Below are 12550 nucleotides of genomic sequence, written 5' to 3'. Positions count from 1 at the left end.
GACGGCATGTTGTCACGTCCTCCGGACAAGACCGAATCGGCCGCCGGATTGGCACATGCCAGGAATGTGCCACCGCTTCGGCACGTGCCGGACGAATGTCCCGGCCCGTCAGCGACCGTTGAACGCGTCCTTCAGCCGGCTGAACAATCCCTGCTGCCCCGGCTGGAACTGTCCCGTCGGCCGCTCCTCCCCGCGCAGCTTCGCCAGCTCCCGCAGCAGCCGCTCCTGCTCCGGGTCCAGCTTGGTGGGAGTCGTCACCTCCACGTGGACGATCAGGTCGCCCCGGCCGCCGCCCCGCAGGTGCGTGACGCCGCGGCCGTGCAGCGGGATCGACTGCCCGGACTGCGTGCCCGGCCGGATGTCGACCTCCTCCAGCCCGTCCAGCGTCTCCAGCGGCACCTTCGTGCCGAGCGCGGCCGCCGTCATCGGGATCGTCACCGTGCAGTGCAGGTCGTCGCCGCGCCGCTGGAACGTGGAGTGCGGCAGCTCGTGGATCTCGACGTACAGGTCACCGGCGGGACCGCCGCCCGGGCCGACCTCGCCCTCACCGGCGAGCTGGATCCGCGTGCCGTTGTCGACACCCGCCGGGATCTTCACGGTCAGCGTCCGCCGCGACCGCACCCGTCCGTCACCGGCGCACTCGGGGCACGGCGTCGGCACGACCGTCCCGAAGCCCTGGCACTGCGGACACGGCCGCGAGGTCATGACCTGACCCAGGAACGACCGCGTCACCTGCGAGACCTCACCGCGGCCCCGGCACATGTCACACGTCTGGGCGGTGGTGCCCGGCGCCGCGCCCTCACCGTTGCAGGTGTTGCAGACGACCGCCGTGTCGACCTGGATGTCCTTGGTCGTGCCGAAGGCCGCCTCGTCGAGCTCGACCTCGATCCGGATCATCGCGTCCTGGCCGCGCCGCGTCCGCGACCTCGGCCCGCGCTGCGACGCCGTACCGAAGAAGGCGTCCATGATGTCCGAGAAGTTCCCGAACCCGCCGGCGCCGAAGCCGCCCGCGCCCCCGCCGCCGCTCTGCGACAGCGGGTCCCCGCCGAGGTCGTAGACCTGCTTCTTCTGCGGGTCGGAGAGCACCTCGTAGGCGGCGTTGATCTCCTTGAACCGCTCCTGGGTCTTCGGATCCGGGTTGACGTCCGGGTGCAGCTCCCGCGCGAGCCGGCGGAAGGCCTTCTTGATCTCTTCCTGCGACGCGTCGCGGCGCACGCCGAGAACGGCGTAGTAGTCCGTGGCCACTTACGACTCCGCCAGGATCTGTCCGACGTACCGTGCCACCGCTCGTACCGCTCCCATCGTTCCCGGGTAATCCATGCGGGTCGGTCCGACCACGCCGAGTTTGGCGAGTGTCTCGCCGCCCGAACCGTAACCGACCGACACCACGGACGTGGAGTTGAGTCCCTCGTGGGCGTTCTCGTGACCGATGCGCACGGTCATGCCCGAATCCCCCGCCTCGCCCATGAGCTTGAGGAGCACGACATGCTCCTCCAGAGCCTCCAGGACGGGCCGGATCATGAGGGGAAAGTCATGCCCGAAGCGGGTGAGATTGGCGGTACCGCCGATCACCAGCCGCTCCTCGTTCTCCTCGACGAGCGTCTCCAGCAGGGTGGAGAGCACCGCCGAGACAGTACCGCGGTCCTCGGCCTCGAAGGCGTCCGGCAGGTCCTCCACCAGCCGGGGCACGTCCGAGAACCGGCGGCCCGCGACCCGGCTGTTCAGCCGCGCCCGCAGATCCGCCAGGGACGCCTCCCCGAACGGCGCCGGGCAGTCGACCAGCCGCTGCTCGACCCGCCCGGTGTCGGTGATCAGCACCAGCATCAGCCGCGCGGGGGCGAGCGCGAGCAGTTCCACGTGCCGCACCGTCGACCGCGTCAGCGAGGGGTACTGCACCACGGCCACCTGCCGCGTCAGCTGGGCCAGCAGCCGGACCGTGCGGGCCACGACGTCGTCGAGGTCGACGGCGCCGTCGAGGAAGCTCTGGATGGCCCGCCGCTCGGGCGCGGTCATCGGCTTGACACCCGCCAGTTTGTCGACGAACAGCCGGTAGCCCTTGTCGGTGGGGATCCGCCCCGCGCTGGTGTGCGGCTGGGCGATGTACCCCTCGTCCTCCAGGGCGGCCATGTCGTTGCGCACGGTCGCCGGCGAGACACCGAGGTTGTGCCGTTCGGTCAGCGCCTTCGAACCCACCGGCTCCTCGGTGCCCACGTAGTCCTGGACGATGGCGCGCAACACCTGGAGCCTGCGTTCACTCAGCATCTTCGCGCCACACCTCCAGAAAGTCGTCCCCGCGGCCTTTCGGGTCTTTCGTCTGGCACTCTGCGAGCCCGAGTGCCAGCGTCCCCGGCCCAGTGTACGGCCGTCGGGTACCGACTGGGCAAGGTCGGTACGGGGACGGTACGGACCCGCCGCGTTCTGCGGCTAGCGTCGCGGTATGACGGTGACTTGGGAAGAGCTGGGCTGGGAGCGCCTGGCCGACGGGGTGGGCCGGTGCCGGCTGCCCGGCTGGGACTGCACGGCGGGGCTGGTCCTCGGCGCGGGTACGGCCCTCATGGTGGACGCCGGGTCGAGCCTCGCGGAGGGCGCGCGGTTGCGCACCCTGGCGCAGGCACTCGCCGACCGCCGTGTGACCCATCTCGCGCTCACCCATCCCCATTTCGATCACGTCCTCGGGGCGGCCGCGTTCGCGGGCGCCGACCTGTACGCGGCGGTGGGCGCGGAGGCCGTCCTCGCCCACGACCGCGAGGGGCTGCGCCTGGACGCGGTACGCAACGGCCTGCCGGCCCCGGAGGCCGAGGAGGCGGCGGACGCCCTCCCCACCCCCCGCCACCTGGTGTCCGGCGAGTGGACCCTCGACCTCGGCGGCGGCCGCCAGGCCCTGCTCGCCAACGTCGGCCCCGGCCACACCGCCCACGACCTCGCGGTCCTCGTCCCCGGCGACCCCGAGGTGGTGTTCTGCGGCGACCTGGTGGAGGAGTCCGGCGAACCGCAGGCCGGCCCCGACGCCGTACCGTCGCGGTGGCCCGCCGCCCTGGACCGGCTGCTGGCCCTCGGCGGTGACCGCGCCCGGTACGTCCCCGGTCACGGAGCGGTGGTCGACGCGGCGTTCGTACGGGCCCAGCGCGACGCCCTGGCGGCCCGTTTCGGCGTGTCGTAGGCACACCGCACCCGCTTCTCCTATCGTCATCCGAATGCGCCAGTACTCCGCCGACCTGACCCCGCCGTGGAAGAAGCCGAAGCCGGTGCCCGAGGTGGCCGCCGAACCCGGCCTGGTGGTGGAGGAACCCGGCACGGGCTTCTGCGGCGCGGTGATCCGCTGCGAGGCGGGCACGGTCACCCTGGAGGACCGCTTCGGCAAGCACCGCGTCTTCCCGCTGGAGCCGCGCGGCTTCCTCCTGGAGGGCCGGGTCGTCACCCTCGTACGGCCCGCCTCCGCGGGCCCGGCCCGCCCCACCCGTACCGCCTCCGGCTCGGTCGCGGTCCCCGGCGCACGCGCGCGTGTCGCCCGCGCGGGCCGCATCTACGTGGAGGGCCGCCACGACGCGGAACTGGTCGAGAAGGTGTGGGGCGACGACCTGCGCATCGAGGGCGTGGTCGTGGAGTACCTGGGGGGCGTCGACGACCTGCCGGCGATCGTGACCGAGTTCGCACCCGGCCCGGACGCCCGGCTCGGCGTGCTCGTGGACCACCTGGTACCGGGCACGAAGGAGTGGCGCATCGCCCAGTCGGTGACCGGGGACCACGCCCTGGTGGTCGGCCACCCGTACATCGACATCTGGGAGGCGGTGAAACCGGCGTCCCTGGGGATCGACGCCTGGCCCCGCGTCCCGCACGGCCAGGACTGGAAGACGGGCGTGTGCCGGGCGCTGGGCTGGCCCTCGGACAACACGGGCGCGGTGTGGCAGGCGATCCTCGCGCGCGTGAACTCCTACAAGGACCTGGAGCCCGAGCTGCTGGGACGCGTGGAGGAACTGATCGACTTCGTCACGGGCGGCGGTGGGGCGTGACCTCGGTGCGGCCTGACCTCAGTGGGGCCTGAACTCGGCGGGGCCTGACGCCTCCCGTTCAGTCCACCAGGTCCCGCACCACCGCGTCCGCCAGCAACCGGCCCCGCAGCGTCAGCACCGCCCGCCCCCCGTCGTACGCACCGCTCTCCAGCAGGCCCTCCGCCAGCGCCCGCCGTGACGCCGCGAGCCCCTCCTCCTTCAGCAGGGCCAGCGGCACCCCCTCGCGCAGCCGCAGCTCCAGCAGGATCCGCTCCACCCGCCGGTCCTCGTCCGACAGGACCTCGCGTCCGGCCCCCGGCGACCGCCCCGACGCCAGCGCCGCCGCGTACGCCCCCGGGTGCTTGACGTTCCACCAGCGCACCCCGCCCACGTGCGAGTGCGCCCCCGGCCCGGCACCCCACCAGTCGGCGCCCCGCCAGTACAGCTCGTTGTGCAGGCAGCGGCCCGCTTCCGAGGTCGCCCAGTTGGACACCTCGTACCAGTCGAAACCCGCCCCGGACAGCACCGACTCGGCGATCAGGTACCGGTCGGCGTGCACGTCGTCGTCGGTCATCGGCACCTCACCCCGGCGGATCCGCCGCGCCAGCTGCGTGCCCTCCTCGACGATCAGCGCGTACGCCGACACATGGTCCGGACCGGCCCCGATCGCCGCGTCCAGGGAGGCCCGCCAGTCGTCGTCGGACTCACCGGGGGTGCCGTAGATCAGATCCAGGTTGACGTGCTCGAACCCGGCCGCCCGCGCCTCGGCCACGCACGCCTCGGGGCGGCCGGGCGTGTGCGTACGGTCCAGCACGCGCAGGACGTGCTGCCGCGCGCTCTGCATGCCGAAGGAGATCCGGTTGAAGCCGCCCTCCCGCAGGGCCGCCAGATACGCCGGGTCGACGGACTCCGGGTTCGCCTCCGTGGTGACCTCCGCGTCCGCCGCGAGCCCGAACTCGTCCCGGATCGCGTGCAGCATCCGCACGAGATCACGGGCGGCCAGCAACGTCGGCGTACCGCCCCCGACGAACACGGTCCGCACCTCGCGCGGGTCGTCCCCGAGGACCTTCCTGGCCAGCCTGACCTCGTCGGCCACCGTGTCCGCGTAGTTGTCGCGGGAGGCGAGCACCCCACCGGTGCCGCGCAGCTCGGTCGCCGTGTAGGTGTTGAAGTCGCAGTAGCCGCAGCGGGTCGCGCAGTAGGGGACGTGCAGGTAGAACCCGAGGGGGCGGGCGGCGGCGCCGGCCAGCGCGGCCGCAGGGAGCGCGCCGTCGTCCGGGACCGGCTCGCCGTCGGGAAGTGCGGAAGGCATGTCCCCCATTGTCCCGTACTCGCCGCGTACGGATGTCCGTGCTCGTGCGCCGTCCCGTAACCGCCGCGTACGGCTGTCCCGCACTCGCCGCATACGGATGTCCGTGCACGCGCGCGTCCCGTACTCGCCGCATACGGATGTCCGGCCACACGCGCGTCCCCGTACGGTGCCGGTGACCGCGTCGTCACTCCGCCTGGAGCACCAGCAGCGCCAGGTCGTCCTCGGGCTGGCCGCCGCCGAACTCGTGGACGAGCCGCCTGATCCGCTCGGCGATCAGCTCGGCGCTCAGCCCCGCGCAGCCGGCCAGCGCCCTGGCGAGCCCGTCCCCGTCGTCGAACTGCCGGGAACCGGAGCGGCGCTCCGTCACCCCGTCCGTCACGCACAGCAGGCTGTCGCCCGGCGCGAGCTCGATCGTCTCGCTGGTGTAGGTCTCGTCCTCGACGACCCCGAGCAGGGTCTGCGGCCGGGCGGCGGTACGCACCCGGCCGTCGGGGCCGAGCAGCAGCGGCAGCGGATGCCCGGCGGAGGCGAGGGTGCAGCGCACACCGCCGCCTTCGAGCGGGATCAGTTCGCCGTACAGCAGGGACAGGAAGCGGGTCTGCGGGCCGTCGCCGGGCGGCAGGTGGCCACCGGCGGCGACCAGCGCCCGGGCGGCGGCGTCGGCGGCCTCGGTGGCGTCGTCGAGGAGCAACTGGTTGAGCCGGTCCAGGACGTCGGCGACCCGGTAGCCCTCGCGGGCGAGCAGACGCAGCCAGGGCCGCGCCAGGCCGATGACGACGGCCGCCTCGGGCCCCTTGCCCTGGACGTCGCCCACGGCGAAGCACCAGCGGCCGTCACTCGCCGGGAAGAGGTCGTAGAAGTCGCCGCTGGGTCCGCCCTTGTCGCAGGGCTCGTAGACGAGCGCACTGGCGACGCCCGGGATCTCGGCGACCGCCCCGGGCAGCAGCCCCCGCTGCAGGACGGCGCTGATGGTGGCCTGCCGGGCGTACTGGCGGGCCGCGCCGATGGCCAGGGCGACCCGGCGGCCGAAGTCCTCGACCAGGCCGGTGATCTCGTCGGGGAAGCCGTCCGGTCCTGAGCGTCCGATGACGAGCGTGCCGAGCGGCCGGCCGCCCGCGATCAGCCGGTAGGCGAGCGCCGCGCCGTGGGCGTCCCGCGGGCCGAGCGCCGCACCGGGCCAGGGGTAGGGCTCGGGCCCGGCCCGCAGGCCGTCCCCGGCGCCCGGCGGGTCCTTCTCCAGGGCCCGGCGCAGGTCCTCGATGCGGTTCTCGCTGCCGTGCCAGACACGCGCCAGCCGCGGCCCGCCGGCGCCCGTGGGGTCGTTCCAGCCGCCGCGCACGGTCGCCTCGTCCTCCAGCCACACCGCGCACCACTCGGCGAGCCGGGGCACGATCAGCTGGCCGGTGAGGGCGGCCACCAGGTTCTCGTCGAGCTGCCCGGCGAGCAGGTCGGAGGCCTCCGCGAGGAAGGTCAGGGCGCCCCGGTTCAGCCAGTCGCGGTCCCGCTCCGGGCGGTGCGGGCAGCTCCGGTCGGGCGCGGCCGACGGCGCGGGGGGCTCGGGGGCGAGGATCTCGGCGACCCTCAGCTCCTGCTCGTCGGGCAGGGTGCCGCCCCGGCCGGTCAGCCGCGCCCACACGGACTTCGCACCGGTGCGGTACGTCACCCCCCAGGATTCGGCGAGCGTGGCGACCAGCCGCAGCCCGCGCCCGTACTCCGGCGTCTCGTACGGCGTCTCGCCCGGGTGGTCGCGAGGCGCCCGGGAGGGATGGTGATCGGTCACCTCGACGACGAACGCGATCTCTTCGGTGGGGTCGCGCGGGTCACGCGCGTCGGGGACGGACTGCTCCAGCCACCAGTCGATCTCGACGTCGGTGCCCGCGTGCACCACGGCGTTGGTGACGAGTTCGCTGACGACGACCATGGCGTCCTCGGCGACCCGCTGCTGTTCCCGGCCGAGCAGTCCGCAGTCGCGCCACTCGTCCAGGGAGGCGCGCACCAGCGCGCGGGCGGAACCGGGCGCGAGGGGGCTTCCGGGCAGGGTCGCGCATCCTTGCGCGCGCGGGACCGCGCTGTCGTGCGCTTCCTCGGCGGCGGGCGCCTCGTCGCGCGCAGGCGCCTCGCGGACCCGGGAGACGGTCTCCCGTTGCGTGGGTATGGCCCCCATGTCCAGCTCCCCGAGCAGTTCGGACGAATACATCCCGACGGATGCGGACAGAGTGACAGACTGACTGCGCCCATAAGCACCGAGTTACCGAAGTGGGCCGCCATGAGTGAGAACAGTGCTACGCGTGTGCTCGAAGACGGACAGAAACCGGAACAACTCCGAGCATCCGGACCGTGCCCGCTGCTCACCGCGACGACCGCCGCGCGGGGCACTCACGGTTCGGCGCCCGCCTCGGCACCGGAACGCGGCGCGTGAGACGGGAGCCGGCAGGCCCTGACCGCCCGGACGAACGCCCCGACGGCACAGGAGGCGACGGTGCGGGAGGCGACGGTGCCGCCGACGACCGAACGGACGGAGCAATGATCGCTGACGAGCGGGCCGGCATCCTCCTGGTCGACGACATGGAGGACAACCTGAGCGCGCTGGAAGCCGTCCTCGGCTCGTTGAACGAGCCGATGGTCCGCGCGCGTTCCGGCGAGGAGGCGATGAACGCTCTTCTGCTCCGTCGTTTCGCCGTGATCCTCCTCGACATCCGCATGCCGGGCATGGACGGCTTCGAGACAGCCGCGAACATCAAACGCCTCGACCGGACGAAGGACGTCCCGATCATCTTCCTGACGGGAGCGGAGGAGGAGGCGGGGTACGCGTTCCGCGGCTATGCGACGGGCGCGGCGGACTACCTGACGAAGCCGTTCGACCCGTGGGTGCTGCGGGCGAAGGTGAACGTCTTCCTGGAACTGCACCGCAAGAACCAGCAGCTGGAGGCACTGCTGGCACGGGAACAGGCCGATTTCGGCGAGTTGAGCAGGCGGTTGGCGGTCATGGAGACGCGCTTGTCCGAGGAACCCGTCGATGTAGCGGTGCTAAGAGAAGAAGCCGGGAAACTTCGGCGACTGTTGAGCAGGACCAGATCGCGCTGACGCGGACGCGAAGGGACGCGCAGGGACGCAAAGGGACGCGCAGGGACGCGAAGGGACGCGCAGGGACGCGAAGGGACACGGGGGGGAGCCGCACGACCGCTCCCCACGCGCCCCTTCGGACCAGGATCCGACCACGAACCCCCGGGATCAGGCCTCCCGGGTCCCGGCGTACATCTCGTCGATGAGGTGCTTGTACTCCCGCTCCACGACCGGCCTCTTCAGCTTCAGACTCGGCGTGATCTCCCCGTGTTCCACATCGAGATCCCGCGGAAGCAGCCGGAACTTCTTGATGGTCTGCCACTTCTGGAGACCTTCGTTGAGCTGCCTGACGTATCCGTCGACCATCTCGACGGTGGCCGGCGCGGCCACGACCTCGGCGTAGGACTTGCCGTCCAGGCCGTTGTCCTTCGCCCATTCCAGGATCGCGGCCTCGTCGAGGGCGATCAGCGCGGTGCAGAAGTTCCGGTCGGCGCCGTGCACCAGAATGTTGGAGACGTAGGGGCAGACCGCCTTGAACTGTCCCTCGACCTCGGCCGGCGCGATGTACTTGCCGCCGGACGTCTTGATGAGGTCCTTCTTGCGGTCGGTGATCCGCAGGTAGCCGTCGGGTGACAGCTCACCGATGTCGCCGGTGTGGAACCAGCCGTCGCTCTCCAGGACCTCGGCGGTCTTCTCGGGCAGCCCGTGGTAGCCCTGCATGATGCCGGGGCCGCGCAGCAGGATCTCGCCGTCGTCGGCGATCCGCACCTCGCAGCCGGGCAGCGGCTTGCCGACCGTGCCGGTGCGGTAGGCCTCGCCGGGGTTGACGAAGGACGCCGCCGAGGACTCCGTGAGGCCGTAGCCCTCCAGGATGTGCACACCGGCGCCGGCGAAGAAGTAGCCGATCTCGGGCGCGAGCGCGGCGGAACCGGAGACACAGGCCCGCAGCCGTCCGCCGAACGCCTCGCGCAGTTTGGAGTAGACCAGGCCGTCGGCGACCTTGTGCTTGGCGGCCAGGCCGAAGGGCGCGGTCGCGGCGCCGGTGCGGCGGAAGTTGTCCTGGGTGACCTTGGCGTACTCGCGGGCGACCTCGACCGCCCACTGGAAGATCTTGTACTTGGCGGCACCGCCCGCGCGGGCCTTCGCCGCGACGCCGTTGTAGACCTTCTCGAAGATGCGCGGCACGGCGGCCATGTAGGTCGGCTGCACGACCGGGAGATTCTCGATGATCTTGTCGACGCGGCCGTCGACGGCGGTGACGTGACCGACCTCGATCTGCCCGGAGGTGAGCACCTTGCCGAAGACGTGGGCGAGCGGCAGCCACAGGTACTGCACGTCCTCGCTGCTGATCAGCCCGGTCGCGGCGATCGCCTTCGCCATGTACGACCAGTTGTCCTGCGGCAGCCGCACACCCTTGGGGCGGCCGGTGGTGCCGGAGGTGTAGATGAGCGTGGCCAGCTGGTCCTTGGTGATCGCGCCGACCCGCTCCTTGATCAGCTCGGGGTGCGTGCGCAGGTACTCGGCGCCGCGCGCCTCCAGTTCGGTCAGGGTGATCACCCAGTCGCCGGTCTCGACGCCGGCGGGGTCGATGACGACGACCTGGGTGAGCTCGGGCAGGTCGGCGCGCTTCTCGACGGCCTTGGCGAGCTGCGCCGCGTCCTCCGCGATCAGTACCCGGCTCCCGGAGTCGGAGAGGATGAACGCCGACTCCTCGGCGTTGGTCTGCGGGTAGACGGTCGTGGTGGCCGCGCCGGCGCACAGGATGCCGAGGTCGGCGAGGATCCACTCGACGCGGGTGGAGGAGGCGAGCGCGACCCGCTGCTCGGGCTCGATGCCCAGTTCGATGAGGCCGGCCGCGATGGCGTAGACACGTTCGGCGGCCTGCGCCCAGCTGAGCGACTTCCAGTCGTCGGGGCCCTGGCCGGAGGCCGGTACCGGGTAGCGGTAGGCCTCGGCGTCCGGTGTGGCCGCCACCCGATCAAGGAAGAGGGCCGCCACGGACGGCGGTCGGTTCTCGATCAGTGTCTGTGTGTCGCTCACGACATCCTCCGGGACCCGCGACGGTGCGGCTGGCTCAGTGCGGCTGGGTTTACTCACGGTGGGGCTGGCGCTGTTGTTTAACTCGCGAGTAACTATCGAGCAGGGATCAGAGTAAGCCGCGGCCGGGCTGTGCGTAAGGGGCATCGGCCTGTCTGTTTCCCCGCATCTTCCACGCAGAGCGACCCTACGCGCGCGTAGGGGCCCGCCTCACTTTCGTACGGCGGACCCCTGTTGCGCCTGTTTTGCGGACGCGACCGATCGTTACCCGCGGTTACTTCTTGCTCTTGGTCGATCCCGCGCTGTCATCGCTGCTGAGGACCGCGATGAAGGCCTCCTGCGGAACCTCCACGGAACCCACCATCTTCATCCGCTTCTTGCCTTCCTTCTGCTTCTCCAGCAGCTTGCGCTTACGCGAGATGTCACCGCCGTAGCACTTGGCGAGGACGTCCTTGCGGATGGCGCGGATGGTCTCGCGAGCGATGACCCGGGAGCCGATGGCGGCCTGGATCGGCACCTCGAAGGCCTGCCGCGGAATGAGCTCGCGCAGCTTGGCGACGAGCCGCACACCGTACGCGTAGGCCGCGTCCTTGTGCGTGATCGCCGAGAACGCGTCGACCTTGTCGCCGTGCAGCAGGATGTCGACCTTGACCAGGCTGGAGGTCTGCTCACCGGTGGGCTCGTAGTCCAGCGACGCGTAACCGCGCGTCTTCGACTTCAACTGGTCGAAGAAGTCGAAGACGATCTCCGCGAGGGGCAGGGTGTACCGGATCTCGACCCGGTCCTCGGACAGGTAGTCCATGCCGAGCAGGGTGCCCCGCCGGGTCTGGCACAGCTCCATGATCGAGCCGATGAACTCGGTCGGCGCGAGGATCGTGGCCCGGACGACGGGCTCGTACACCTCGTTGATCTTCCCCTCGGGGAACTCGCTCGGATTGGTGACCGTGTACTCGGTCCGGTCCTCCATGACCACGCGGTAGACCACGTTCGGCGCGGTGGCGATGAGATCGAGACCGAACTCGCGCTCCAGCCGCTCCCGGATCACGTCCAGGTGCAGCAGACCGAGGAAACCGACGCGGAAACCGAAGCCGAGAGCGGCGGAGGTCTCCGGTTCGTAGACGAGAGCGGCGTCGTTGAGCTGAAGCTTGTCCAGTGCCTCACGCAGCTCCGGGTAGTCGGAGCCGTCGAGCGGATACAGACCGGAGAAGACCATGGGCTTCGGGTCCTTGTAGCCGCCCAGGGCCTCGGTGGCGCCCTTGTTCTGGCTGGTGACGGTGTCACCGACCTTGGACTGCCGGACGTCCTTCACGCCGGTGATCAGGTAACCGACCTCACCGACGCCCAGCCCGTCCGCGGCCAGCATCTCCGGCGAGTTGGTCCCGATCTCCAGCAGCTCGTGCGTGGCGCCGGTCGACATCATCTTGATGCGCTCGCGCTTGTTGAGCTGGCCGTCGATGACGCGGACATACGTCACGACACCGCGGTAGGAGTCGTAGACCGAGTCGAAGATCATGGCGCGGGCGGGCGCGTCGGCGACGCCGACCGGCGCCGGGATCTCCTTGACGACCTTGTTGAGCAGCGCGTCGACGCCGACACCGGTCTTCGCGGAGACCCGCAGCACGTCGTCCGGCTCGCAGCCGACCAGGTTCGCCAGTTCCTCGGCGAACTTCTCCGGCTGCGCGGCCGGCAGGTCGATCTTGTTGAGCACGGGAATGATCGTGAGGTCGTTCTCCATCGCCAGGTAGAGGTTGGCGAGGGTCTGCGCCTCGATGCCCTGGGCGGCGTCGACGAGGAGGATGGTCCCCTCGCAGGCCGCCAGCGACCGCGACACCTCGTAGGTGAAGTCGACGTGACCCGGGGTGTCGATCATGTTGAGGATGTGCGTGCTGCCCTGGTCCGGGCCCTCGGTGGGGGCCCAGGGCAGACGCACCGCCTGGGACTTGATCGTGATGCCGCGCTCGCGCTCGATGTCCATCCGGTCGAGGTACTGAGCACGCATCTGCCGCTGCTCGACCACACCGGTCAGCTGGAGCATCCGGTCGGCGAGCGTGGACTTGCCGTGGTCGATGTGCGCGATGATGCAGAAATTGCGGATCAGAGCCGGGTCGGTACGGCTCGGCTCGGGCACATTGTTAGGGGTCGCGGGCAC

9 protein-coding genes are annotated in these 12550 nt (G+C 71.1%); 3 read left to right on the top strand and 6 right to left on the bottom strand.

Annotation, left to right across the window (positions count from 1 at the left end; translation table 11 throughout):
- Positions 1–108: 108 nt before the first annotated feature.
- Together dnaJ and hrcA are read right to left on the bottom strand one after the other, a co-directional pair.
- Entirely contained in the window at positions 109–1245 is a 1137-nt protein-coding gene (gene dnaJ / locus AB0G52_RS23885) for a molecular chaperone DnaJ (protein ID WP_132886724.1), read from the bottom strand.
- Positions 1246–2262, bottom strand: coding sequence for a heat-inducible transcriptional repressor HrcA (hrcA, locus tag AB0G52_RS23880; RefSeq protein WP_132886725.1), 1017 nt, complete (start codon positions 2260–2262; stop codon positions 1246–1248).
- A gap of 175 nt (positions 2263–2437) precedes the next feature.
- Here hrcA and AB0G52_RS23875 point away from each other — a divergent pair, with 175 nt between their 5' ends.
- The gene (locus AB0G52_RS23875; protein WP_132886726.1) at positions 2438–3160 is read left to right on the top strand and encodes an MBL fold metallo-hydrolase; all 723 of its coding nucleotides are present in this window, start codon (positions 2438–2440) and stop codon (positions 3158–3160) included.
- A gap of 34 nt (positions 3161–3194) precedes the next feature.
- Positions 3195–4010, top strand: coding sequence for a DUF3097 domain-containing protein (locus AB0G52_RS23870; RefSeq protein WP_361338395.1), 816 nt, complete (start codon positions 3195–3197; stop codon positions 4008–4010).
- A 58-nt stretch (positions 4011–4068) separates the two neighbouring features.
- Here the strand turns inward: AB0G52_RS23870 and hemW are convergent, their stop codons facing one another.
- Positions 4069–5301 (bottom strand): radical SAM family heme chaperone HemW, encoded by a 1233-nt coding sequence (gene hemW / locus AB0G52_RS23865; protein ID WP_361338393.1) that lies wholly within the window; start codon positions 5299–5301, stop codon positions 4069–4071.
- Between the two features lie 184 nt (positions 5302–5485).
- Positions 5486–7465 carry a SpoIIE family protein phosphatase gene (locus tag AB0G52_RS23860; protein ID WP_361338391.1) on the bottom strand — a complete coding sequence of 660 codons (1980 nt, stop codon included), beginning with the start codon at positions 7463–7465 and terminating at the stop codon, positions 5486–5488.
- 359 nt (positions 7466–7824) lie between these two features.
- Between AB0G52_RS23860 and AB0G52_RS23855 the strand changes: the two genes are divergently transcribed.
- A complete protein-coding gene (locus AB0G52_RS23855; protein ID WP_361338390.1) occupies positions 7825–8385 on the top strand; it encodes a response regulator in 561 nt (186 codons plus the stop codon).
- Between the two features lie 147 nt (positions 8386–8532).
- Here AB0G52_RS23855 and AB0G52_RS23850 read toward each other — a convergent pair whose 3' ends face one another.
- Both AB0G52_RS23850 and lepA read right to left on the bottom strand, forming a co-directional pair.
- The gene (locus tag AB0G52_RS23850) at positions 8533–10404 is read right to left on the bottom strand and encodes an AMP-dependent synthetase/ligase (RefSeq protein ID WP_361338388.1); all 1872 of its coding nucleotides are present in this window, start codon (positions 10402–10404) and stop codon (positions 8533–8535) included.
- 271 nt (positions 10405–10675) lie between these two features.
- On the bottom strand, positions 10676–12550 hold the full coding sequence (gene lepA / locus AB0G52_RS23845; RefSeq protein WP_361338386.1) for a translation elongation factor 4: 1875 nt from the start codon (positions 12548–12550) through the stop codon (positions 10676–10678).

It is taken from the genome of Streptomyces sp. NPDC021562 (genome assembly GCF_040640875.1).
Classification (GTDB): Bacteria; Actinomycetota; Actinomycetes; order Streptomycetales; family Streptomycetaceae; genus Streptomyces.
This window is presented reverse-complemented; position numbering and strand designations above follow the sequence as displayed.